Source organism: Arenibacter algicola (assembly GCF_000733925.1).
In the GTDB taxonomy this organism is placed as follows: Bacteria; Bacteroidota; Bacteroidia; order Flavobacteriales; family Flavobacteriaceae; genus Arenibacter; species Arenibacter algicola.
This window is the reverse complement of the sequence record NZ_JPOO01000003.1, coordinates 2,229,855-2,254,892: the sequence shown is the minus strand read 5'-3', so window position 1 is coordinate 2,254,892 and position 25,038 is coordinate 2,229,855. Positions and strand designations below refer to the sequence as shown.

General features: G+C 41.3%; 19 protein-coding genes and 1 pseudogene. 18 read left to right on the top strand and 2 right to left on the bottom strand.

Translation table 11 applies throughout. The features are described from left to right. Positions 1–163: 163 nt before the first annotated feature. Complete coding sequence (locus U735_RS0120155) at positions 164–2,992, bottom strand: TonB-dependent receptor (protein WP_031445541.1); 2,829 nt, start codon at positions 2,990–2,992, stop codon at positions 164–166. Between the two features lie 92 nt (positions 2,993–3,084). After that, positions 3,085–4,503 carry a hypothetical protein gene (locus U735_RS0120150; protein WP_031445540.1) on the bottom strand — a complete coding sequence of 473 codons (1,419 nt, stop codon included), beginning with the start codon at positions 4,501–4,503 and terminating at the stop codon, positions 3,085–3,087. Between the two features lie 327 nt (positions 4,504–4,830). Between U735_RS0120150 and U735_RS0120145 the strand changes: the two genes are divergently transcribed. From U735_RS0120145 to U735_RS0120060, 18 genes and pseudogenes are all read left to right on the top strand, one after another. Beyond that, a complete protein-coding gene (locus U735_RS0120145) occupies positions 4,831–5,517 on the top strand; it encodes a response regulator transcription factor (protein ID WP_031445539.1) in 687 nt (228 codons plus the stop codon). A 107-nt stretch (positions 5,518–5,624) separates the two neighbouring features. After that, positions 5,625–6,560, top strand: a complete 936-nt coding sequence (locus U735_RS0120140) for a sensor histidine kinase (protein ID WP_371514377.1) — start codon at positions 5,625–5,627, stop codon at positions 6,558–6,560. Positions 6,561–6,785: 225 nt separating this feature from the next. Further along, entirely contained in the window at positions 6,786–8,132 is a 1,347-nt protein-coding gene (locus tag U735_RS0120135) for an NAD(P)/FAD-dependent oxidoreductase (RefSeq protein ID WP_031445537.1), read from the top strand. 9 nt (positions 8,133–8,141) lie between these two features. Continuing rightward, the gene (locus U735_RS0120130; protein WP_031445536.1) at positions 8,142–9,722 is read left to right on the top strand and encodes a 4Fe-4S binding protein; all 1,581 of its coding nucleotides are present in this window, start codon (positions 8,142–8,144) and stop codon (positions 9,720–9,722) included. Positions 9,723–9,880: 158 nt separating this feature from the next. Continuing rightward, on the top strand, positions 9,881–10,570 hold the full coding sequence (locus tag U735_RS0120125; RefSeq protein WP_031445535.1) for a glycosyltransferase family 2 protein: 690 nt from the start codon (positions 9,881–9,883) through the stop codon (positions 10,568–10,570). A 1-nt stretch (position 10,571) separates the two neighbouring features. After that, positions 10,572–12,056: a cellulose synthase family protein gene (locus tag U735_RS0120120; RefSeq protein WP_031445534.1), complete on the top strand. Its 1,485-nt coding sequence runs from the start codon at positions 10,572–10,574 to the stop codon at positions 12,054–12,056. 266 nt (positions 12,057–12,322) lie between these two features. Beyond that, positions 12,323–13,708: a polyprenol phosphomannose-dependent alpha 1,6 mannosyltransferase MptB gene (gene mptB / locus U735_RS0120115; RefSeq protein ID WP_316933030.1), complete on the top strand. Its 1,386-nt coding sequence runs from the start codon at positions 12,323–12,325 to the stop codon at positions 13,706–13,708. Between the two features lie 217 nt (positions 13,709–13,925). Further along, positions 13,926–14,555, top strand: coding sequence for a GNAT family N-acetyltransferase (locus U735_RS0120110; RefSeq protein WP_031445532.1), 630 nt, complete (start codon positions 13,926–13,928; stop codon positions 14,553–14,555). Positions 14,556–14,598: 43 nt separating this feature from the next. After that, complete coding sequence (gene argG, locus U735_RS0120105; protein ID WP_031445531.1) at positions 14,599–15,789, top strand: argininosuccinate synthase; 1,191 nt, start codon at positions 14,599–14,601, stop codon at positions 15,787–15,789. After that, on the top strand, positions 15,782–16,756 hold the full coding sequence (argC, locus tag U735_RS0120100; RefSeq protein ID WP_031445530.1) for an N-acetyl-gamma-glutamyl-phosphate reductase: 975 nt from the start codon (positions 15,782–15,784) through the stop codon (positions 16,754–16,756). Before argG ends, argC begins: the two co-directional genes overlap by 8 nt. A gap of 109 nt (positions 16,757–16,865) precedes the next feature. Next, complete coding sequence (proC, locus tag U735_RS0120095; RefSeq protein WP_031445529.1) at positions 16,866–17,660, top strand: pyrroline-5-carboxylate reductase; 795 nt, start codon at positions 16,866–16,868, stop codon at positions 17,658–17,660. A 59-nt stretch (positions 17,661–17,719) separates the two neighbouring features. Next, positions 17,720–18,847 carry an aspartate aminotransferase family protein gene (locus tag U735_RS0120090; protein WP_031445528.1) on the top strand — a complete coding sequence of 376 codons (1,128 nt, stop codon included), beginning with the start codon at positions 17,720–17,722 and terminating at the stop codon, positions 18,845–18,847. Then, a complete protein-coding gene (locus tag U735_RS0120085; RefSeq protein WP_031445527.1) occupies positions 18,844–20,040 on the top strand; it encodes a glutamate-5-semialdehyde dehydrogenase in 1,197 nt (398 codons plus the stop codon). The genes U735_RS0120090 and U735_RS0120085 overlap by 4 nt, the downstream gene beginning before the upstream one ends. 36 nt (positions 20,041–20,076) lie before the next feature. Then, entirely contained in the window at positions 20,077–20,838 is a 762-nt protein-coding gene (gene proB / locus U735_RS0120080) for a glutamate 5-kinase (protein WP_031445526.1), read from the top strand. A 4-nt stretch (positions 20,839–20,842) separates the two neighbouring features. After that, entirely contained in the window at positions 20,843–21,787 is a 945-nt protein-coding gene (locus tag U735_RS0120075; protein ID WP_031445525.1) for a Rossmann-fold NAD(P)-binding domain-containing protein, read from the top strand. Positions 21,788–22,136: 349 nt separating this feature from the next. After that, positions 22,137–22,388, top strand: a pseudogene (locus tag U735_RS24725) (endonuclease domain-containing protein); the annotation flags it as partial. 758 nt (positions 22,389–23,146) lie between these two features. Further along, positions 23,147–23,926, top strand: coding sequence for an acetylglutamate kinase (gene argB / locus U735_RS0120065; RefSeq protein WP_031445524.1), 780 nt, complete (start codon positions 23,147–23,149; stop codon positions 23,924–23,926). A 2-nt stretch (positions 23,927–23,928) separates the two neighbouring features. Next, positions 23,929–24,996 (top strand): M20 family metallo-hydrolase, encoded by a 1,068-nt coding sequence (locus tag U735_RS0120060; RefSeq protein WP_031445523.1) that lies wholly within the window; start codon positions 23,929–23,931, stop codon positions 24,994–24,996. Positions 24,997–25,038 lie beyond the last annotated feature (42 nt).

Here is a 25,038-nt window from a genome sequence, read left to right as displayed (position 1 = left end):
TTTTACAACAAATAATATACCGTAAATGTAAGAATTTTAGGTGCAGCACGTTGGCGGCAGCTAAAATTATACTTAAAAATTCGATGAAATGCAAAAAGAGGCCGAATTCCAAGTTAAAAAACATAGAATCCGACCTCTTTTTATTAAATATAACTATCTAAATTTAGAACTTAATGTTGTATCCCAATGAGAATGATCTTCCAGGACTTCTTTTGGAAAAGGTCTTATTTTCAGCCTTGTAGGACTCATATTCACTTTCCACGTCATCATCCAAAAGATTGCTTATTTTAAAACTAACACTCTGATTTTGGTTTTCGCCAAAGCTCTTGGAGAAGTTAAAGTTTAGGTTGTGAAAGGGCATGGTATACACGTCCGGTACAAATCCGTTGCCCACTACCTGCAATGTTTTTCCCTGTACATTGTAGTTTACACCCATTTGGATCCCGTTTTCGGCTCCTTCGTAGTTTAACCCGGAATTGATTAGGAAAGGCGACTGCCCCTGCAACTCCCTGTCATTGCCCAAAGTTTCACCATCCCTCAGTCCTAGCGTTCTAAGATTACGCTCACTTTCGCTATAAACTTGGGTAGATTTAATGATCGAGGTGTTTACATTTAGACTAAAATTCTGAAGTGGTGCTGCAATGAAACCTAGATTTTTTCTTAGTTCAAATTCCAATCCGATCACGTCCGCATCACCAAGGTTTTGTGGGGTAAAGTTATCGGATGACGATTCAAAGTACGTAAGTTCAATGGGGTCGGTGAATTTTTTATAAAAGCTGCTCAATGCAATCATCTCGGCACTTTCACCAAACCATTCAACCCTAAAATCGAAATTGTTGATGTAGGTTGGATCAAGGTTAATGTTTCCGATGAAGGTATTATTGGACAAGGGATCGAAAATCTTGGCTATGGAAGCTTCCTTAAAGGAAGGTCTAGCAGTAGTTCTGGAATAGGATCCTCTTAGGTTAACGTCTTCCGTAAGTTCATATATTAAATTGGCTGTTGGGAAAAGGTCAAACTTGTCTATAATGGTCTCATTGTCATAAATAACCTTTTCAGGGTCATTAACATCCTTATTGTCCTCACCGGTATATTTGGATTCAAATTTTTCAACCCTAACACCCAGGATAGTTCTCAGTTTCTGTCCAAGTTTAAACTCATTGGATACATAACCCGCTATATTTTGTTGAGCCGCCTCATAGGTATTGGCCGGTTCGGCAACCGAGAGGTCGGGATCAATATACGATCCGGAGTTGTTGTCTACTGTCCAAAGGTTTTCTTCCAAAAGGATATTGTCCGCAACACCATTAAACTTGGTAGTTGAACCATTGTTTTCAATTTCGAAGTTCAATATGCTAAAATCCCTGGTTTTGTAAGAGCCATAGGCACCAAATTTTAGTTTGGCATCTTTTTCCAGAAAGTCATATTTTTTGGTAAAATCCAATTTGGCAACTGCATTGATCTCTTCCAGATCCCTCCAGATTCTTTTTGGCTGGCTGTTCTGGGGTATGGAGTATACGCCATCCTCTACCCTAAAAGATGTTGTTCTTATATCCTTGTCCTGGATCTTGGACATGGTAGGGGAAAGTGCCCATTCTGTTGTCCATGATGCATCTTCGCTAGAATGTATTCCACTAAGCAATGCGTTGGTGATGGAACGTTGGGTATATTCCAGGTTATCTTTTGAGAAATTGATAAAATCCGTGAAATTCAGGGTCTGGCTAAAATAACCTGCTGTAGATTCTCCGTTCTGAATATGAAGGAGATTAAGTTTGTATTTGGATTTTTCTGTCTTAAAAGAGGTTCCCAATAGGCCGCTTACCAATACATTGTTTCGACCTAGATCACCTGTTTGTGTTCTATCCGTTTCCAGTTCAAATACAGAAGTGTCCGCGTTTCTTCTATAAAAATTGTTTTCGGCCCCTTCGTAAAAGGTGGTGGTGTTCTTATAGGAAAGGGAAGCCAAAAAGCCCAACCTGTTCTCTCCTTCGCCCACGTTGTATTGATTGCCCGTAGTGAACCCAAAACTATAGTCCATTGCACTATTTGCTTTCATCGCGGATAGTACTGGATTAAATTTTTTGGTAATGGCCGTTAATAACGGATCATATTCAAAAGTACTGGGGATATCCTGATTTCGGTTAATGGGAACGCTTCGGTTACCGTTGTCGAATCCTAAGAAATCGGTAGAACTTCCTTTATAGTCCAAATAGTTTTCATTAAAGTGCATGTCCGGATTATAACTGCCACCTAACGAAATACTGTGCTCTTTTTTGGTAGGATAGTCTTTCGTAACAATATCAACTATACCACCTGTAAAGTCTGCAGGTAAGTCTGCAGATGCAGATTTAAGAACCAGGATGTTGTCTATGATATTGGTAGGGAAAATGTCCAATTGTATGGTGTTTCTGTCCGGATCCAATCCTGGAATATCCACTCCGTTCAATATGGATTTGGTATAGCGATCGCCCAAACCTCGTACATAAACGTATTTTCCACCTTGAACCGATACCCCTGGCACCGATTTTATGGCACTTGCCACGTCACTGGAACCCGATTTTTTAAAGGCTTCGGCCGATAGTCCGTCCAAAAGGTTTACCGCCTTTTTTTGGATGCCCAATACAGCGGTTTCGGTATTCTTTTTAACGCTTACGGATACCACTACCTCATCCAGGCCTTCGGCCAAGGTTTCCATGGTTACGTTTACAGTGGTAATCTCGTCCGCTTTGATAAGCACATCTGTTATTTCCACGGTTTTATAACCTAGGAATGAAAAAGTAAGGGTGTGGGTACCTTCTTCAAGGGCAAGTTTGTAATTACCGTCAAAATCTGAGGTGGTACCTTTAGTGGTCCCTTGGACCAGTATGTTGGCAAAAGGTATTGGATCTTGAAAATCTGCGTCGATCAATGTTCCGGTTACTTCGCCAGTTTGTGAAAAAATGAATTGAAAAAAAAGAAAAGCAAAAGTTGAAAGTCTAAGTGAATATTTCATAAGTAAATGATAATTAAATCGTAATAAACCAAATGCCCGCCAATGAATATGGCGAGCATGGTTGTTATTTTATAGGGGTGTTTTATTCCTAATTAGAAACTCAAACCTGTTTTGGCATATGCATAGGTCCAAGAAAAAACACTAAGATCTGCACCTACAGTCTCGGCACCAGCGGTAACTTGGGTAGTCCAAGTGGCAGCTCTTTCCGTAAATGTTGGATCTAAGATGATAGTTGATTGCACATCGTTTCCGGCGTCATCTTTCAATACCTTCTCTGAGAAAATACTGTTGTTGAAACCTACAACTTGCCAAGCTTCAAAGGTCAATTTGCCATCCAAGAAGTTCTGGGCTACATCGTTGGCATCCAATTCCACATCTTTTCCAGCTTGGAATCCAATGGCATAGATGTTCTTGGTAGTACCCATAGCATTACTTCTGTAATCTGCATATTCACCGTCAGCGGCTGTTGCGCTTCCTACAATAGTAGTGTTCTGAAGAGTAAAAGAACCTGTAATGGAACCTTCTGGACCGTCAATTTCAAAGGCGTGGTCAGAAGCCTCTCCTGCAATTACTAGCGAATTGTCTATGGTACCCGAATATGCTTGGTCAATGTCCAAACCATCATCTCCTTGTGCCCAAACTACTAGGTTGGATGCGTCAACGGTTCCACCGAAGAACTCGATACCATCATCAACGTTACCTACAACTTCTATGTGGTTTATTTTTGTACCACGACCTACAGAACCTAAGGTTAAACCGTTTATCTCGTTTCCTTCTCCAATAAGGGCACCACCGTGACGTATAGAGATGTATTCCAATTCACCTGAATTATCATCGTCGTTCAATGCATCACCAGGACCGTAAAGTCCAAAGGTATCATCGGCAGGAATACCTTCTATTTGTACTTCAGTAACATCGTTTTTAAAAGAACCTGTAGCTCTTCCCAATACAATTAATCCTCCCCATTTTCCTCTAGCAGTTTCGTCCAAATTGGTTCCGGCGGTTTGTCCAACACCTATATTGTCTTCTTCGGAGGTAAAGATAATTGGCTTTTCGGCAGTACCTACGGCCATAATCTTGGATCCTCTTTGCACAATTAGAGCAGAAGCCAAGGAACCTGAACCTGCCTTACCTTTAATGATTGTACCTGGCTCTATGGTCAAGGTCTTTCCTACCCCAACAACTACTTTACCGGCCAATATATATATATTGTCTGCAGTCCATGTGGTATCGGCAGATATTTCTCCGGATACTGTAATTATTTCTGCACAAGAACCTCCTATGTCCACACCAGTTTCGTCTCCGTTCTGGATTCCATCATCACAGGTGGCTGTTGCCACGGTACATGGCTGACAGTTAGGTCCACCACAATCAACACCGGTTTCTCCTTGGTTTTGAATTCCATCATTACAGGTAGCCGTTGCTTCCGCTATTGGTGGCTCATCATCATTGGTACAAGATGTAAATGCTAAGGCAACTATGGCCAACGCGGATAATAATAGTTTTTTCATTTCAATTGAATTTTTCGGTTTCATTTTTTTCGAGTTCACTTGTTTTATTTAAACATGGCAAATAAATAACCTAACTGTAAAAGTCCTGTTACCCTCAGATTAATAGTTTGTTGACTTAATGTTATCTAAATGTTACTATATTAAATCCATGTTAAGAGGTTTCGTGTAATAGTATTATCTTTACTTTTGGCGCGAATAACCAATAAATATTATGGTTAAACGGGCATGTTTAAATAGGTCACAATTATATGTTGTGATAGATTACAGTAACCGCCTCCAAAGGAATGTAGGTTGCATATGGCCGTTTAAAGACAAAAAAATTAAGGCATGAAAAAAAAGGACATTAAGATACTTTTGGTGGATGATGAACCGGATATTCTAGAAATTGTAGGTTATAATTTATCTGCCGAAGGGTATGAAGTTTTCACTGCAAAAAATGGTGCTGAAGGGGTTGCCAAGGCAAAAAAGAAGAAACCCCACTTAATTATTTTAGATGTAATGATGCCCGAGATGGATGGCATTGAGGCTTGTGAGATCATAAGAAGAACCGAAGGTTTGGAGGATACCTTGATTACCTTCCTCACGGCCAGGGGCGAAGACTATTCCCAAATGGCCGGATTTGATGCGGGTGCGGACGATTATATAACAAAGCCCATTAAGCCAAAGGTTTTGGTAAGCAAGGTAAAGGCTTTGCTTAGAAGGCTTAAGAATGAGGAGCAAGAGGTAGAGGATATCTTTAAAGTTGGTGAGATTACCATAAATAGGGAGGAATATAAAATTGTTAACCAGGGAGAGGAAATTATTCTTCCCAGAAAGGAGTTTGAACTCTTGGCACTATTGACTTCCAAGCCAAATAAGGTCTTTAAAAGGGAGGTTATCCTGGACAAGGTTTGGGGCAATGAAGTGGTAGTAGGCGGTAGGACCATTGATGTCCATATTAGAAAATTGCGCGAAAAAATTGGTGATGATCATTTTAAAACGGTAAAAGGGGTAGGGTATAAGTTTGTGCTATAATGGTAACGAGGATTAAAAAATCGTATAGGTTTGCCCTACGTACCACAATTCTAATTTCATTTCTATTAACTACAGTCTTGGGGATTTATTTGTGGAACAGTGGTTCCATGGATTGGGGGCTCCTAGCGGTCATTTTGGTGACTTCCTGCTTTATTTCATTTCTCGTAGTACAATTGAGGATAGAAAAATTTATCTACCGTAACATTGAGCGTATTTATAACGACGTATCCCTATTGGAGTCCACCTCTTTGGCCCCCAAGACCATTACGACCGACATGCGGTCCTTGACAGATGAAATAGAGAAGTTTGCCAAGGACAAAAAGATTGAAATAGATACGTTAAAAATCCGGGAAGAATATAGAAAGGATTTTTTGGGTAACGTGTCCCATGAATTAAAAACACCATTATTTACGGTACAGGGATATATTTTAACCCTCTTGGATGGTGCCATGGATGATAAAAGCCTTAGAAAAAAATATCTTCAACGGGCCAACAAGGGTGTGGAGCGACTTATTTACATTGTCAAGGATTTGGATCTTATAACCAAATTGGAAGTTGGTGACCTAAATTTGAAGATAGAAGATTTTGACATTTTGGAACTGGTACAGAATGTTTTTGATCTTTTGGAAATGAAGGCCGCTAAAAAGAATATTACCCTGACTTTTGATATGGATTATAAGAATCCCATCTACGTTAAGGCGGATAAGGAGAAAATACAACAGGTAGTCACCAACCTAGTGGTCAATTCCATTAAATATGGGCAGCAGAACGGTACCACCGAGGTAAGTGTAGAGAATTTAATTAAAAACAAGGTCATTATACGGGTGACCGACAACGGCGAGGGGATATCCAAGCAACACCTTGCCCGAATTTTCGAAAGATTTTACAGGGTCGATAAAAGTGGGAGTAGGGCCGAAGGTGGTTCTGGTCTGGGATTGGCCATTGTTAAGCATATTATTGAGGCCCACAACGAGAAGATTTACGTAGAAAGTGTACTCGATATAGGGTCCGAATTTTCCTTTACCTTGGAGAAGGCAAGCTAGTAAATCCTGCCGTCGTATTAAACTACTTCCATATCTCAAGGCTGTTTGTATATATATAATGTCCTGTATAAGGACTATTGGGCTTCCCAGCCAATTTTGTTGTAGAAACTTTACTTCCTGGCCTGATCAAAGGTGATTTCCGTAGTCTTAAATAATTCTAAATTAAAGAAGAACAATTAAGTTATTATCTTTAACTACGACCTAGTACTTATCAACCGAAATCCTATGGAGCACATTGTTATTATTGGTAATGGAATTTCTGGAATTACGGCAGCGCGCCATATTCGAAAACTATCCGACAAAAAAATCACCATTATTTCAGCTGAGAGCGAATATTTTTTCTCCAGAACGGCATTGATGTATGTGTACATGGGCCATATGAAGTTTGAGCATACCCAGCCTTACGAGAATTGGTTTTGGAAGAAAAATCGTTTGGATTTGGTCAATGGATATGTATCAAAAGTAGATACGGCCAATAAAACCCTCATATTAAAAAGCACAAAGGAAATTAAGTACGATAAACTGATTATTGCCACAGGTTCCAAACCCAATAAATTTGGGTGGCCCGGACAGGATTTGAAGGGGGTGCAGGGATTGTATTCCAAACAGGATCTGGAATTGTTGGAGGCCAATGCGCCTAACAATAAAGTCTGTAAAAGGGCGGTAATCGTAGGGGGTGGATTAATTGGGATCGAATTGGCAGAAATGCTTAAGAGCAGGGATATACCAGTAACTTTTTTGGTACGCGAAAGCAGCTTTTGGAACGGGGTCCTGCCCGAAGGGGAATCGCAAATGATCAATGAACACATTCTGGAACACCATATAGACCTGAAACTGGATACCAATCTAAAGGAAATTATTTCGGATGAAAATGGTTGGGCAAAAGCCGTGGTTACGGACAAGGGGGAAACAATCCCATGTACAGTGGTGGGTTTAACAGCGGGGGTTAGTCCAAACATCGACTTCCTAAAAGGCTCAGGAATAGAGACAGGGAAAGGGGTAAAGGTCAATAATTTTTTGGAAACCAATATTGTGGATGTCTATGCTATAGGGGACTGCGCCGAGCAACATGAGGCCATTGGCAACCGTAGGCCGGTGGAGGCAGTTTGGTATACGGGCAGAATGATGGGAGAAGTTTTGGCACAGACCATTTGCGGAAACAAAAGGGCCTATAACCCCGGGCATTGGTTTAATTCAGCCAAATTTTTGGACATAGAGTATCAAACTTATGGTTGGGTATTTAGCGAAAAATCCAAAAAGGACCAGGAACAACATTTTCATTGGCGGCATTCCAAGGAGAAGATATGTGTCACCATCGCCTTCAACAAGGATACCAAACAGTTTTTGGGGATCAATACTTTTGGAATTAGGATGCGTCACGAAATTTTGGACCGATGGCTTACAGAGAAAAGAAGCTTGGATTATGTGATGGAATATTTAAAGGACGCCAATTTTGATCCTGAATTCTATGCCCAATACGAGGAAGACATCGTTTCCCATTATAATGCACTATACAGTGCCAATATTACCCCCAGGAAGAAAAGTTGGAAACGAATTTTTAGCAATGTATAAGATTTTAAGATGCAAATAATAAAAAAAATAGGGCTTTTCATTTTTTTAATCGGTCTTACCATATTTACCGTTTTGCCTTTTATGGGTGATTTTAAGGTAACCCCTGCAGCTTTGGATCAAATAATTCAGGAAAAGGGAATTTCGAGCGAACTCTTTATTCAGCGTATTCAAGAAGATGTGGTGGGGCAAGAGTTCCATGGCATGCTTTCTTTATCGCCCCAAATAACCCAGATTCTTGAAGCGACCAATGCCCAGCATAGAAAAGAGAAGGAATATAAAAAGATAATTTATACGGCGGCGCATGATATGGCCGCCGCAGTGGGCAAAGTCTCGGGAAATGGTTTTATTGTGGAAAACAAGGGGCTTATGTGGTTCTTGACCTTCGGTCTTGGGATACTGGGATCCTTGCTTTTTATTGTTCCCAATATAGTTTTATTGGGTAAAAAAGGGATTAAGAATAATGGTATTTACCATGAGAATGCCACCAATAGGGGGTGGATTGCCTGGATGGTCTTTGTTTTTCTGGTTTCCTTTTATTTGGTACTATATTTTCGTTCGGAATATGCCGTAAACTGGACTTACCTAGTGGATCCCATCAGCGAATTTTTAAGCGGAAATCCTGCCGGACATTGGTTTGTGTACGGATTTATGTATTGTACGGTAATGTCCGTAATGGCCGTGCGCATGTATATTAAGTATAGGCATAATATATATCAAACGGTGCGTACAACCTCGGTCCTGTTCTTTCAAATAGTCTTTGCCTTTTTGATTCCGGAAATAATGGTAAGGCTACAAATGCCGTACTACGATTTTAAAAATGCCTTTCCGTTGGATTACGATTTCTTTTTTCAATGGAATTTAAAATCCTTGTTGAACAGTGGGGGCATCGGACTATTTATTCTAGTTTGGGGTATTGCACTTACCTTGGTAATTGTGCCTGTCATGGTCTATTTTTTTGGAAAACGATGGTACTGTTCTTGGGTGTGCGGTTGTGGCGGCTTGGCTGAAACCCTGGGGGATCCTTACAGGCAGCATTCCAGCAAATCCCTTTTTTCATGGAAAGTTGAAAGATGGTTGGTGCACGGGGTATTGGTCTTTGCCGTGGTAATGACCGTGATGACGCTCTATAGTTTTTTTACAGGGTCTGGCACGGTGTTGGGTTTAAAAACACAGACTGTACAGAATACCTATAGTCTATTGATCGGTGCATTTTTTGCAGGAGTAATAGGTACCGGGTTTTATCCCATTTTTGGAAATAGGGTATGGTGTAGGTTTGGTTGTCCCTTAGCCGCTTATTTGGGATTTGTACAACGCTTTAAATCGCGCTTTAGGATTACCACCAATGGGGGCCAATGTATTTCCTGCGGTAATTGTTCTACCTACTGTGAGCAAGGGATAGACGTCAGGGCCTACGCCCAAAAAGGGGAAAACATTATTAGGTCCAGTTGTGTGGGTTGCGGTATTTGTTCCGCGGTTTGTCCAAGAGGGGTCCTAAAATTGGAAAACGGACCACTAAAAGGAAGAATAAACCCTACTGAAATTCTGTTGGGGAACGATGTTGATCTAATGGATCTGGTCAATAAAAAATAATCCTTTTGAGGGTGTTGAAATAATTGTTGCAATCCTATGGGGGAGCTCCTTGGATTGATGAAAGTATTGATACCTTTGCGCTGTTTTTTGGCTTGTTAAAGTTATGGATGCCCAAGACGTAATATTGGATAAATAAGAATGACCCTTCAAATACGCTAATGACCGATATAAAAGTAATTATCCCTGCCTACAATGAAGCTGATTCCATTGCGAATGTCATAAAAGAGATCCCAAAAAATGTTTCTGAAATTATTGTTGTAAATAATAATTCCACGGACGATACGGCTCTGAATGCAAGGGAGGCCGGGGCCACTGTTCTCACCGAAGATAGGATGGGATATGGTTATGCCTGCCTTATGGGAATTAATTATATTTCCAAACAATCCAAAACACCCGATATTATCGTATTTATGGACGGAGACTATTCGGATTATCCCGAAGAACTTTCCAAAGTGGTAAAACCCATAGTGGAAAACGATGTGGATTTCGTTATTGGGGCCAGGACAAAGGCGTTGAGGGAAGAAGGATCAATGACCCCACAACAGGTTTTTGGAAATGCCTTGGCCACCACTTTAATGAAATGGTTCTTTGGAGCTTCGTATACTGATTTGGGTCCGTTTAGGGCCATAAAGTACAACAAGCTTTTGGAGCTGGAAATGGAGGATAAGACCTACGGTTGGACCGTGGAAATGCAGTTGAAGGTTCTAAAAAAGGGTTTTACATATACCGAAGTACCAGTGCGTTATAAAAAAAGAATTGGCATATCAAAAGTATCAGGTACGGTAAAAGGTACTATCTTTGCAGGCGTAAAAATCCTAGGTTGGATATTTAAATACAGTTTAAAATAATATGGGACTAACAATTACTTACTTTATCATTGCGATTTACAGTATTTCATTACTATTGATATTCTTTTATAGTCTGGCCCAGCTTAATTTACTGGTCAACTATTTAGGATATAAAAGGAGAAATAAGGAGGCTCCAAAATACAATTTATTGGATCCAAAAGAAATACCATTTGTTACCATTCAACTTCCTATATATAATGAGGAGTATGTAGTAGAGCGTTTATTGGACAATATTTCCAAAATAGAATATCCCATGAGCAAGTTGGAAATCCAGGTTTTGGACGATTCTACGGACGATTCCGTACATGACACTGCCAAGAGAATAAAAGCGCTTCAGGAAACAGGACTGGATATACAGCATATTAGACGGACCAATAGGCAAGGCTATAAGGCAGGTGCCTTAAAGGAAGGTCTGGATATGGCCAAAGGGGAGTTTATTGCCATTTTTGATGCGGATTTCTTGCCTTCCAGTGATTGGTTGAAGAAAACTGTTATCTATTTTAAAGATCAGGAAATTGGTGTGGTGCAGACAAGATGGGGGCATATAAACAGGGAGTATTCCACTTTGACCCGTATACAGGCTTTTGCCTTGGACGCCCACTTTACATTGGAACAGGTAGGACGTAATGCCAAAGGACATTTTATAAATTTCAATGGTACCGCTGGTATCTGGAGAAAAGAATGTATTCTGGATGCTGGTAACTGGGAAGGTGATACCCTGACCGAGGATTTGGATCTTAGCTACCGTGCCCAATTAAAGAATTGGAAGTTTAAGTATTTGGAGGATGTAGAGACACCTGCAGAACTTCCTGTAGTAATCAGTGCTGCCCGTTCCCAGCAATTTCGTTGGAACAAAGGTGGGGCCGAAAACTTCAGAAAAACTGTTTGGAGCGTTATTTCTGCCAAGAACATTTCGTTCAAGACCAAGTTTCACGGGGTAATGCACTTGTTGAATAGCTCCATGTTCCTATGCGTATTTTTGGTGGCACTTTTAAGTATTCCCATGATGTATATAAAGAATACCTATGGTCACTTAGGATGGGTTTTTGAGGCTACCTCCTTCTTTATTCTGAGTACCGTAATCCTATTCGTTTGTTATTGGTTTACCTATAAGAGTATACAGGGCAGTAGTTTTGATAATTTTGTGGACTATATAAGAATCTTCTTTACGTTTTTCTCTGTGGCGCTCGGATTTTCTTTACACAACTCCATTGCGGTCCTGGAAGGGCATATGGGCAAAAGATCTGAGTTTGTCAGGACCCCAAAATTCAATTTGAACAGTATAACGGATAGCTGGAAAGGGAATAAATATTTGGCTACCAAACTTTCTCCCAATATGATTTTGGAAGCGGCCCTAATGCTTTACTTCCTTTTTGGAATGTATAGTGCCATTCCTTTGAACGATTTCGGGCTTTTCCCATTTCATTTCATGTTATTTTTGGGCTTTGGTTATGTATTCTTCAAATCCCTTATGGCAAGAGCCTAAATAAAATTTACAAAAGCTATTTAAAAGCCCTGTCCTTTTTAAGGAACAGGGCTTTTTTAATTTTGAAATCCTTGAACAGGTTTAGATCCTTAAACCATTAGTTAAGAAAGAGATAGGCCTACTCCAACGCGGTTATTGGAGCCGCTATCTCGGCTACTTACATTCGTGAATTTCAGAAAAACAAGGGTTTCATTGCTAAAATCAAAATTGAAAGCGCTGTTATTTGATAATTTCATTTAAATTTGGGAGATTGCTGAATTATTAAAGTGACCAAAAACTACCAGACTTCTATGATCCAAAGGGCCATTTCTTATTGGAAACTTCACAGGATTCCAATTTTAATGGTGCTGCTTAGTATCCTCTTTTATATTTCCTTTGGTCATCATTTGGATCGGACCGATTTTGTGAAGCTGCTGAGTTTATATTTGGCCTTGTTCTTTTTGTGCTATAAACTGATTCAGTTTGAAAAATGGAACTTCAAATTTTTGACAATTTCCGGAACGATCTTCCGATTAATGCTACTTTTTGCCGAACCCAATCTTTCCCAGGATTTTTATAGATTTATATGGGATGGGCAGTTGATAAACAATGGGTTGAGTCCTTATCTTCATCTTCCCAAGGACTTGATAATTCAGAATGGCCAACTTATGCACAATGCTGCAGAATTGGTAAGTGGCATGGGAAGCCTCAGCGCATCAAATTACAGTAATTATCCTCCATTGAACCAGTTTATTTTTGCCATGTCCACCTGGCTGTCAGGAAAGAGCGTGGTAGGAAGTGTATTGGTCATGAGGACCGTTATAATTATTTCCGATTTGGGAATTCTGTATTTCGGTCGCAAATTATTGCAGAAGCTCAATAAATCTACCCATCTCATCTTTTGGTATTTCCTAAACCCATTGGTTGTTTTGGAACTTACCGGGAATCTGCATTTTGAAGGGGTAATGTTGTTCTTTTTCATATGGTCCATGTATCTTTTATGCAGTAAAAAATGGCTGTTGGCGGCTATTGTTTATGCGCTATCGATCTCTATAAAATTGGTGCCTTTACTATTTCTGCCCTTGTTTCTAAAATATTTTGGGTTTAAGAAAAGCATGCTCTTCTATGCTGTTGTGGGTATAACAACCGCACTTTTGGTGCTTCCGTTCTATTCCCCTGATTTTGCCGACAATTATATGGAGACTGTAGGGCTATGGTTCTCCAATTTTGAATTCAATGCCGGTCTATACAATGCCATAAAAAAGGTGGCTGTAAGTTTTGATGCCAAGCCGTGGGAACTCATCAAGGATTATGGGAAAATTACACCTATAGTCGTCATTGCCTCTGTGGCCTTGTTTACGTTTTTTAGGGACAATAAAAAGATTTCAAGCCTATTGACTTCAATGTTGTGGGTGCTGACTATTTATTATTTTCTGTCCGCTACCGTGCACCCCTGGTATATTATTTTCTTGGTGGTCTTAAGCCTGTTTACCGAGTTTAGATTTCCCTTGGTCTGGTCCTTGACTGTGATATTAAGTTACTGGGCCTATTCCAATGCAGGGTTTAAGGAGAATTATTGGTTGTTATCTGTTGAATATATTGCAGTATATGGTTTTATGTTTTATGAAATTGTTAGATTACATAACAAAAAGATACTTTTTAGTAAAAATTGACACATCAATCCCAATAATTCATTTTTATTTGTACTTTTGATGGTATAATGAATAACTCATATTACATACTTAACGTAAACAAGGTGTCCAACCTTGCTTATTCATTTACGCCTACACGTCGTCGCCCGTAAGGGTGCGCTTCTTTTATGGAAATAGGTGAGTCCATTTCCCTCTCAAAAAAAATAAATTATAATTTTAATTTTAAAAGCAACATTCAATGAAGATTGTTATTGCTAATGATTCCCATTTTAAATATGCCGAGGTCATCTGCGAAACCATTGCAGAGTCGGCCAAAGTGCGCGGTACAGGGATAGCCAAGCGTACTCCTGAATATATTCAAAAAAGACTGCATAATGGCAATGCCATTATTGCCCTGGACGGCGATAAGTTTGCCGGTTTCTGTTATATTGAGGTATGGGGACATGAAAAATTTGTAGCAAATTCGGGTCTTATAGTGCATCCTGATTACAGGAATCAAGGTTTGGCCAAGAAAATAAAGAAAGAGATTTTCGAACTTTCCAGAAGTAAATTTCCCAATGCCAAAATTTTTGGGATCACTACGGGCTTGGCAGTGATGAAGATGAACTATGAACTGGGCTATAAGCCGGTCACTTTTTCGGAACTTACTACCGATCCGGAGTTTTGGAAAGGTTGTCAGACCTGTAAGAATTTCGATATCCTTACCAGGACAGAACAGAAAATGTGTCTTTGTACCGGAATGCTGTACGATCCGGAAACCAAAGCCAAGGAGGCTCAGAAGGAGCCCAAGGAAAAATTGAATTCCAAAGCCTTTCAAAGATTAAAAAGTATAAAGGAAAGTCTGTTCCTAAATAAGAAAACAAAGTAGTTGTAAAGTACTGCTGTGAAAATATAAATAATAATAGTTTAGCATGAAGAAATTAGTTTTAGCGTATAGCGGTGGCTTGGATACTTCCTATTGTGCCAAGTATTTGTCAAAGGATCAAGGTTTTGAAGTACATGCCGTAAGTGTAAATACTGGGGGGTTTTCAAAGGAAGAAATAGATAGCATTCATAAAAAGGCCTTGGAATTGGGGGCCACTTCCTACACTTCCATAGATGCTGTAAACACTTTTTATGAAAAAGTAGTAAAGTACTTGATTTTTGGAAATGTATTAAAGAACAATACCTATCCTTTATCGGTAAGTGCGGAGCGAATTGTTCAGGCCATTGAAATTGTTAATTACGCCAAAAAAGTTGGTGCCAAATATATTGCCCACGGTAGTACAGGAGCAGGGAACGATCAGGTTAGGTTTGATATGATCTTCCAGATCATTGCGCCGGAGATCGAAATTATTACCCCAATACGCGATAATAAATTGGCCAGGGAGGTAGAAATTGAATATTTAAAGCAGAATGGGGTAGATTACCCTTGGGAAAAGGCAAAATACTCCATCAATAAAGGTTTATGGGGTACTTCCGTTGGAGGCGAGGAAACGCTTACCTCCCACAAGTCTTTACCGGATACTGCCTATCCAAGCCAATTGCAAGAAACAGAGCCCACTCAAGTAAAGCTTACTTTCCATAAGGGGGAATTAATTGCGTTGGATGGCGATAACGATACCCCTGTGAACAACATCGTAAAATTGGAGGCCATCGCTTCCAAATACGCCATTGGTAGGGATATCCACGTTGGGGATACCATTATTGGCATTAAAGGTAGGGTAGGGTTTGAAGCACCTGCTTCCCTGATCATTATCAAAGCCCATCATTTGTTGGAAAAACACACCTTAACCAAATGGCAACAGTACCAAAAGGAAATGCAGGGCAATTTCTACGGCATGTTGTTGCACGAAGGGAATTATTTGGATGAGGTTATGCGAAATATCGAAGCATTTTTGACCGATACCCAGAAGAACGTAAGCGGTGATGTCTTTGTTAGCCTGCACCCATATCGTTTTGAACTGGACGGGATATCCTCTCCGCACGATCTTATGAACGCCTCCTTTGGCAGCTATGGTGAGATGAACAAAGGATGGTCTGCGGATGATGCCAAAGGCTTTATAAAAATACTTTCCAATTCCGGAAAAATATACAATCACGTAAATCAGAATAATGATTAAGGCAGGAATTATAGGTGGTTCAGGGTATACTGGTGGGGAACTCATCAGAATTCTACTTAACCATCCCAATGCAACTATAGATTTTGTTTTTAGTACCACTAGGGCGGGTAAAAAGATTACCACGGCCCACCCGGATTTGTTGGGGGTAACCGATCTTGTATTTACAGGGGAGATCAATAAGGATGTGGATGTGGTATTTCTATGTCTTGGGCATGGGAACTCCACCAGTTTTCTAAAGGAAAACGAGTTCTCCAAAGACACCAAAATCATAGATTTAAGTAATGATTTTAGGTTGGAGGTCGATGCCGTTCTAGACGGAAAAACTTTTATTTACGGCTTGCCCGAACTGAAAAAGGAAGAAATTAAAAAGGCAAAATATATTGCCAACCCTGGTTGTTTTGCCACTGCAATCCAATTGGCGCTTTTACCCTTGGCAAAGGCCCATAAATTGGACAGGCCAGTACATGTCAATGCCGTAACCGGTAGTACAGGGGCGGGGGTAAGCCTTTCGGCTACCTCACATTTTAGCTGGAGGAACAATAACGTATCCTGGTACAAGCCATTCACGCATCAGCACTTAGGGGAAATAAATGAAAGTCTCCACAGTCTTCAGGAAAATACCGGGGAAATTTTCTTCCTGCCGAACAGGGGGAATTTTACCAGGGGGATTTTGGCTACGGCCTATACCGATTTTGATGGGAGTTTGGAAGAGGCCTATGAATTGTATAGCGAATTTTACAAGGATGCCGCCTTCACCCAGGTGACGGAGGAAGACATCAACCTAAAACAGGTGGTGAATACCAATCAATGCCATATTCATTTGCACAAGCACAATAATACCCTGCTGATTACCTCGGCCATAGACAATTTGTTGAAAGGGGCTTCAGGGCAGGCTGTACAGAATATGAACTTGGCGTTCGGCTTTAAGGAAACGGAAGGGCTGCAATTAAAAGCAGGCGTATTTTAGTGTGGTGGTCCAATTAGGGTTATGAACATTATTAAAACCGACCAAAATATAAATTAACCAATCATTGAATTCCCTAGGTTTAGGGAATGAAGCAAATAACGAATAAGGAATGAAAATAGCCATTATTGGAGCAGGTAATTTAGGTCTTTCCATCGCCAAGGGCATTTTGAGCACTAATGGGGCCACTTCCATGGTCCTTACCAAGAGAAATCTTAGTGGGCTTAAGGAAATTGAAAAATATGGAATTGTTAGCACCACTACGGATAATAGGGAAGCGGTGGCCAAATCGGACATCCTTATTTTTGCGGTACAACCCGGGCAATTTGTAAAGATTTTGGGGGAGGTAAAGGACATCCTTACAGACAAGCATGTTATAATTTCTACCATTACCGGTTTTAGTATTGCCATAATGGAAGAAGTCATTGGGCCGGATCACTATATTATCCGTGCCATGCCCAATACGGCTATTTCCGTAGGCAAATCCATGACCTGTATCTGTAGTAATGAGAAAGGTGCCAAGCGGATAGACCTGGCCAAGGCCATTTTTAACCGTATGGGGCATTCCATGCAAATTCCGGAAGACCAGATGCAGGCCGCTACCGTGATTTGTGCCAGTGGAATTGCGTTTTGGATGCGATTGATACGGGCTACCACTCAAGGGGCCATTCAATTGGGATTCGATGCCAAGGAAGCACAGGAATTGGCCATGCATACCTGTAATGGGGCTGCTAGTTTGTTGATAGAATCTGACAGTCACCCGGAAAATGAAATAGATAAGGTAACTACTCCAAGGGGATGTACCATTTCCGGATTGAACGAAATGGAACACCAAGGGTTAAGCTCCTCACTGATCAGGGGAATAGTAGCCTCATTTGACAAGATAAACGAAATAAAAAAAGGATAACCTCTACCTTGGACCTGCAAGGTTTTTATACAAGGGAGGTTCATAATACAATATAGAAGATGGAATTATTTGATGTATACCCATTATATAACGTTACTCCCGTTTCGGCCAAGGGAATCGTAGTTACCGATGAAAAAGGCCAGGAGTATTTGGATTTTTACGGTGGACATGCCGTAATTTCCATAGGGCATTCCCATCCGCATTATGTACAAAGATTAAAGGAGCAGTTGGATAAGATCGGTTTTTATAGCAATGCCGTCCAGAATCCTGTTCAGGAGGCCTTGGCAAATAAACTGGGAAAACTTTCTGGCTGTGAGGATTACAATCTGTTTCTTTGTAATTCTGGGGCAGAGGCCAACGAAAATGCCTTAAAATTGGCATCGTTCCAAACAGGAAAATCACGTGTAATTGCCTTTAAACACGGATTCCATGGGAGAACTTCTGCTGCCGTGGCCGCCACGGACAACGAAAAAATAAATGCACCCATCAACAAGCAACAAAAGGTAACCATACTTCCTTTCGAGGATTTGGCCGCTTTTAAAAACGAAATTTCCAAAGGGGATGTATGTTGTGTAATTATAGAGACCATTCAAGGGGTTGGAGGTCTGGATCAGCCGTCCCAGGAGTTTTATCAAAATATAGCTTCACTTTCTAAGGAAAACGGGGCTTTGCTGATTGCGGACGAGGTGCAATGTGGTTATGGCAGAAGTGGTAAATTTTTTGCCTTCCAACATTACGGCATCAAACCGGATATTGTTACCGTAGCCAAGGGAATGGGCAACGGATTTCCTATTGGTGGGGTCCTGATCCATGAAAGCATCAAGGCTTCCTACGGCATGTTGGGAACCACCTTTGGGGGCAATCACTTGGCATGTGCCGCAGGATTGGCCGTATTGGAAGTCATTGAAAAGGAAAATTTAATAGAAAATGCTGCCCATCTCTTTGAATACTTCAAGGAAAAGGCAGCTGCTATCCCACAAGTAAAAAGAGTAAAGGGAATGGGACTGATGCTGGGATTGGAATTTGATTTTGAAGTGGCAGAACTGAGAAAAAAACTCATTCATAACCAACATATGTTCACCGGCGGTGCCAGTGACAAACATGTATTGAGGGTGTTGCCGGCATTGAATATTACCAAGGAAAATTTGGATCATTTTTTTGATGCCCTAAAAAGGGAATTGGCATGAGTTTGTATTTAGACATATCCCAACGTAATGCGGTGCTCAGTACTATGGCACAGCTTATAGATGGGGAACGAAATACCATTCTCGAGGTCAATAAAAATGACCTGGAGGCCTATAAGGGAGATGATTTGGCCATGTACGACCGACTCAAAGTGGATGATGCCAAAATTGACGGCATGATCCTATCCTTGCAACAATTGGCAGTACAAGAGGATCCCTTGGGCTTGGAGCGATTTAATTTTACCCATGAAAATGGGATGCAGGTAAGTAATAAAACGGCCCCTTTTGGTACGGTCCTGATCATTTATGAATCCAGGCCCGACGTTACCATAGAAGCTGCAGCCATTGCCTTTAAATCGGGCAATAAGATTCTGTTGAAGGGTGGCAAGGAATCACTACAGAGCAATCTGGTGTTGGTGAATTTTTGGCATAAATCCTTGGAGCAACACGGTATTTCCAAGGAATGGGTCACTTATTTGGAATTCAACAGGGAGCAGACCCAGGCATTTTTGGAAAAACCTAGCCAAAAGCTGGACCTGATTGTACCTCGTGGAGGGGAAAAGCTGATCGCTTTTACCAAAAAACATGCTACCTGCCCCGTGATTGTCAGTGGTAGGGGAAATAACTTTCTTTACGTTCATCCAAAGGCGGACCTAAAAAAGGCAATGTCCATCATCCTCAACGCCAAAACCACAAAGATCTCGGCCTGTAATGCCTTGGATAAGGTGTTGGTAGATAGTGAATTGCCCAACAAGGAAGCTTTTATAAAAGATTTGATAGCTGAATTAAAGGCGAAGAAAGTAGAAATACTGGTAGATAGCAGCCTGGCCAAAACAGAGGGTACTTCCGAAATTACTGGAGAGGAAAGCTGGTTTGAAGAATTTTTGGATTATAAGATCCTCATTGGGGAAGTGGGCAGTACCGAAGAAGCCATTGAGAAAATAAATACCTATGGTGGGGGGCATTCCGCCGTTATTGTTACGGAAGAAGGGCCAGAGGCCGATCTTTTTATGAATTCCGTAGATTCCGCGGCAGTATATCATAATGTTTCTACCCGTTTTACGGATGGGGGACAATTTGGACTGGGCGGAGAATTGGCCATCAGCACCGATAAATTGCACCAAAGGGGGCCCATTGGCCTACAGCATTTGGTGACCAACAAATGGTATGTAAAGGGCGATGGACAAATAAGGTAGTAGCCAGACCTGAACAATAGGTCTAAAAAAAAGAGCATGCAGAAGAAAAGAATATTATTAAAAATAGGATCCAATACCCTCACCAAGGAAACGGACCATATCTCCAGGGGAAAAATTGAGGATATTGGTAGGCAGATCGCAAAACTTAAGGACAGTTACGAATTCATCATTGTAAGTTCCGGGGCCATTGCCGCAGCCAAGCAATTCGTGAAATTGGAACACAATGGGCAGGAGATTACTGTTAAACAGGCCTTGGCATCCATTGGACAACCTCATTTAATGCGGATTTTTCAGGAGAACTTCAGGGAGTTGGGATTGTTTACCTCCCAATGCCTTTTGTCCTATTCCGACTTTGAAAGGGAAGTTTCCAAAGAAAATATCTGCAATACCATCAACGTACTGGTAGCCAATAATTTTATCCCCATCATTAATGAGAACGATACGGTAGCGACCGATGAGATCAAGTTTGGAGACAATGATAAATTGGCGGCATTGACTGCAGCCTTGATGAAGGTAGATCTTTTGATCATTGCTACCAATACCGATGGCATTTACACCAAGGAGTCGTTTATTAATAAGAAGCCCGAAACCATTAGGTTGGTGAGCAACTTGGACGATCTGCAAAAGGAGGTCAGCAGCTCCAAATCCTCCCATGGTACCGGGGGAATGGAATCCAAGATCGAGGCGGCCAATATAGCCAGACAGGCCAATGTAGAGACCTGGATCGTAAATGGCCTACAGGACAATTTTATTATTGATGCCCTAGAAAACAAAACCGCTTTTACAACCATAAAATAAAAAAATGCAACACTATTTATCCTTAAAAGATATCGATTCCCTACCACAATGGGTAGAAGAAGCTAGATCATTAAAGGCGAATCCGCTTCAATTTAAAGCCTTGGGAGAGGCCAAGACCATATGTTTGTTATTCTTTAACAACAGCCTAAGAACCCGTTTAAGTACGCAAAAAGCGGCCATGAACTTGGGGATGGAAGTTATAGTAATGAACTTTGGAAGTGAAGGATGGGCGTTGGAATATGGCGATGGTACTATCATGGATCAGGGCACCTCCGAACACATTAAGGAAGCGGCCCAGGTAGTGGCGCAATATTGCGATATAGTAGCTATTAGGGCCTTTGCCTCTTTGACCGACAAGGAAAAAGACGAGGCCGAAGTGGTGATGAACGGTTTTAAGAAATATGCGGGCATACCGGTGGTGAATATGGAAAGTTCGGTGGGCCATCCTTTACAGGCTTTGGCAGATGCCATTACCTTGGCGGAAAACAATACAAAGAAAAGGCCAAAAGTGGTTTTATCATGGGCACCGCACCCAAAGGCATTGCCGCATGCGGTGGCCAATTCCTTTGTGGAGATGATGCATTTGCAGGATGCCGATTTTGCGATTACCCACCCCAAAGGATACGATTTAAACCCTGAGGTAACCAAGGGGGCCAAAATAGAATACGATCAGGACAAGGCTTTGGAAGATGCCGATTTTGTCTATGTTAAAAATTGGAGCAGCTACCAGGATTATGGCAAGGTGGTGAACCAGGATAAAAATTGGACCATGACCAATAAAAAATTGGGAAAGGCCAAGTTTATGCACTGTCTGCCCGTAAGACGTAATGTAGTGGTAGCCGATGAGGTTCTTGACGGGCCCAATTCCTTGGTCATACAACAGGCCAACAATAGGACCTTTTCCGCACAAATTGTGTTAAAGAAGTTGCTGGAGAGTCTGGGTGCTTAGGCACAGTTGGCAGTGAACAGTAGTCAGTTGGCAGTAAACAGTAAACAGTGAGCAGTAGTCAGTATACAGTGGCAGTGAACAGTGAATGACGAAAATAAGGGGCTCCTCCCTTCAGACCTGTGCTGAGCGGAGTCGAAGTGCGAAGGGAGGTGGATTCACCACAAGCGAAGCCGGAGGGTTTTGAAAGCGCGGATTTTGGAATAAGGACGAAAGTTTGGCGAGCTGTAAAAATGCAATGACAAAGGATAAGCTACATACGAAAAAAGAACTTGCGGGATTCAGGAGTGAGCTACGTTCAAAACTTACTCCGGCCGAGGCCTTTCTTTGGAAGTAATTAAGTTCGCGTAAACTAGAGGGCAGAAGATTTACTAGGCAGCATAGTATTTCAAAATATGTGGTGGATTTCTATTGTGCGGCAGAGCGTTTAATTGTGGAGTTGGATGGAGAAATCCACAACAATCCCCAGGCCATGGACTATGATGAAAAAAGAACTGCCTATTTCAATAAAATGGGTTACAAAGTGATAAGATTTGAAAACAAAATGGTATTTGATCATTTAGAATCGGTATTAAGTGAAATAAAAGATAATTTTAAAGCCTAATAAAAGCTCCTCCTTTCAGATGGAGGGTTTTGAAGACTTGGAATAAGGAATAAGGAGGTAATTCGGGTTTTCGTTCCAAGAGGGGAACTGATTAATTTGAGTAATAAATATAATTTGAAATACTAACAGGCTCCTCCCCTTGGCCCTGTGCTGAGCTGTGTCGAAGTGAAGTAAAGGGAAGGTGGCTTCTCCGACCATAGGAGGAGAAGACGGAGGGGTTCTGATAGTCAGTATTTATGAATAAAGAGGTGTCGAGATAAAATCAGAAGTGGGGGATTTCAAACTCCCCTTTCTTTTCTGCCAAAAAGCAGAAAATTCATTCCCCTCTTCGTTCCAAGAGGGGAGCTGTTTGGTTAGAGTAAAAAATATGATTTTAAAATGTTAACACGGCTCCTCCCTTCAGACGAAGGGAGGTGGCTTCGCCACAAGCGAAGCCGGAGGGTTCTGAAAGCCAGGATTAAGGAGTAATGAGATAACTCTTGATTAGATTAAAAGTAAGGGATTTCAAACCTGCCTGACGGTAGGCAGGCGGAGTCGAGACCTTGTAGAGTTTGGTTTTATGGAGTGCCAAGTCAGGAGACTTTACGAAGTGTGAGCTGATTAATTTGAGTAATAAAATATTTTGAAATACTAACAGGCTCCTTCCCTTAGCAAGGGAAGGTGGCTTCTCCGACGATAGGAGGAGAGGACGGAAGGGATTGAAACCCTAAACTAAGGACAAAACGATCAAGCGTCCCAAGCAGAAAGTAAAAAAAGAGATGAAACAAAAATTATCTATAATAAAAATTGGCGGGAACGTTATTGAGAACGAAACCGAACTCAACAAATTCCTAGATTCCTTTTCAGCCATGGAAGGACCTAAAATTTTGGTGCACGGGGGCGGAAAACTGGCCACCCAAATCGCTGAAAAATTGGGGATAGAATCCAAATTGGTAGGCGGGAGACGTATTACCGATGAAGAGGGGCTAAAAGTAATCACCATGGTCTACGGCGGCTTGGCCAACAAAAATATTGTGGCCCAATTGCAGGCCAGGGGTACCAACGCCATAGGACTTAGCGGGGCCGATGGCAATACCATCCGCGCCGTAAAAAGACCAGTACGGGAAATAGACTACGGTTTTGCCGGGGATGTGGAGGAAGTAAATGCAGGGGCTATAGACAAATTGTTGCAGGCCGACTTTGTGCCTGTATTTTGTGCCATTACCCATAACAAGGAAGGGCAATTGCTGAATACCAATGCTGATACCATTGCCTCGGAAGTGGCCATTGGCATGAGCGCAAACTATGACACCACCCTCTACTACTGCTTTGAAAAGAAAGGGGTGCTGATGGATATTACGGACGAGACCTCTGTGGTAAAACACCTGGAACCGGGCAACTATCAAGAATTATTGAAACAGAAAATTATAGCGGATGGCATGCTTCCAAAATTGGAAAACTGCTTCCATGCGCTAAATAAAAATGTGGGCAAGGTCTGTATTGGGGATTTGGATATGTTAAACCCTAAAGCTACTTTATTTACCACCATTACCTTATAAACATGGATCAACAAAAACTTACGGAAAAGGCTATTGCATTGTTACAGGAACTGATTTCAATTCAGTCGTTTTCCTCCGAAGAAGATAAGACGGCAGATGCCATTGAAGCATGGTTTAACCACTTTGATATCCCTTTTAAAAGGGAGAAGAACAATGTATATGCCTTTAACAAATTCTATGACGAGAGCAAGCCTTTGCTGCTGCTCAACTCCCACCACGATACGGTAAAGCCCAATTCGGCCTATACCAAGGATCCTTTTCTGCCACATATTGAGGATGGCAAATTATTCGGTCTGGGAAGTAATGATGCCGGGGGCTGCCTGGTATCCCTGATCGCTACCTTTACCCATTTTTATGCCCAGGAAAACCTTAGCCATAATATAGTGATCGTGGCCTCTGCGGAAGAGGAAAGTTCCGGCCCTAACGGACTCAACAGTATGTTGTTGATACTTCCAAAAATAGATGTAGCCATAGTAGGGGAACCTACCTTGATGAATTTAGCCATTGCTGAAAAAGGTTTGGTGGTTTTTGAAGGCAAGGTGAGCGGAACACCATCCCATGCTGCCCACCCGAACGATAATAATGCCATTTACAATACCATAGAGGTATTGCAGTGGTTTAAGGACTATAAGTTCCCCAAGGTATCGGAAGTATTGGGCGAAGTAAAGCTTACGGTAACACAGATAAGTGCCGGTAATCAGCACAATGTTGTGCCAGGAAATGTGGACTTGGTGATAGATGTACGGGTAAACGACTGTTACTCCAACAAGGAAATAGCGGACATACTTACTGCCGAAGCTCCCTGTGAGGTAAAGCCCCGTTCCTTGCGTTTAAACTCTTCTTCCATTAATAAGGACCACCCCTTGGTAAAATCGGGCTTGGCTTTGGGCAGAAGCAGCTATGGTTCGCCTACCCTGTCGGATCAGGCAGCATTATATTGTCAGTCCCTAAAATTAGGACCTGGCGATAGCACCCGTAGTCACTCTGCTGACGAATTTATTTATGTAGCAGAAATAGAAGAAGGAATAGATTTGTATATTAAGATCTTGCAAGGATTTCTGAAACAATGATCAATAAACAATGATCAATAAGCAATTAACAATTAACAATGT

Coding starts and splice junctions, on each gene's coding strand:
- U735_RS0120155 (WP_031445541.1), bottom strand. CDS start 2,992: ATGAAATATTCACTTAGACTTTCAACTTTTGCTTTTCTTTTTTTTCAA.
- U735_RS0120150 (WP_031445540.1), bottom strand. CDS start 4,503: ATGAAAAAACTATTATTATCCGCGTTGGCCATAGTTGCCTTAGCATTT.
- U735_RS0120145 (WP_031445539.1), top strand. CDS start 4,831: ATGAAAAAAAAGGACATTAAGATACTTTTGGTGGATGATGAACCGGAT.
- U735_RS0120140 (WP_371514377.1), top strand. CDS start 5,625: ATGGATTGGGGGCTCCTAGCGGTCATTTTGGTGACTTCCTGCTTTATT.
- U735_RS0120135 (WP_031445537.1), top strand. CDS start 6,786: ATGGAGCACATTGTTATTATTGGTAATGGAATTTCTGGAATTACGGCA.
- U735_RS0120130 (WP_031445536.1), top strand. CDS start 8,142: ATGCAAATAATAAAAAAAATAGGGCTTTTCATTTTTTTAATCGGTCTT.
- U735_RS0120125 (WP_031445535.1), top strand. CDS start 9,881: ATGACCGATATAAAAGTAATTATCCCTGCCTACAATGAAGCTGATTCC.
- U735_RS0120120 (WP_031445534.1), top strand. CDS start 10,572: ATGGGACTAACAATTACTTACTTTATCATTGCGATTTACAGTATTTCA.
- U735_RS0120110 (WP_031445532.1), top strand. CDS start 13,926: ATGAAGATTGTTATTGCTAATGATTCCCATTTTAAATATGCCGAGGTC.
- argG (WP_031445531.1), top strand. CDS start 14,599: ATGAAGAAATTAGTTTTAGCGTATAGCGGTGGCTTGGATACTTCCTAT.
- argC (WP_031445530.1), top strand. CDS start 15,782: ATGATTAAGGCAGGAATTATAGGTGGTTCAGGGTATACTGGTGGGGAA.
- proC (WP_031445529.1), top strand. CDS start 16,866: ATGAAAATAGCCATTATTGGAGCAGGTAATTTAGGTCTTTCCATCGCC.
- U735_RS0120090 (WP_031445528.1), top strand. CDS start 17,720: ATGGAATTATTTGATGTATACCCATTATATAACGTTACTCCCGTTTCG.
- U735_RS0120085 (WP_031445527.1), top strand. CDS start 18,844: ATGAGTTTGTATTTAGACATATCCCAACGTAATGCGGTGCTCAGTACT.
- proB (WP_031445526.1), top strand. CDS start 20,077: ATGCAGAAGAAAAGAATATTATTAAAAATAGGATCCAATACCCTCACC.
- U735_RS0120075 (WP_031445525.1), top strand. CDS start 20,843: ATGCAACACTATTTATCCTTAAAAGATATCGATTCCCTACCACAATGG.
- argB (WP_031445524.1), top strand. CDS start 23,147: ATGAAACAAAAATTATCTATAATAAAAATTGGCGGGAACGTTATTGAG.
- U735_RS0120060 (WP_031445523.1), top strand. CDS start 23,929: ATGGATCAACAAAAACTTACGGAAAAGGCTATTGCATTGTTACAGGAA.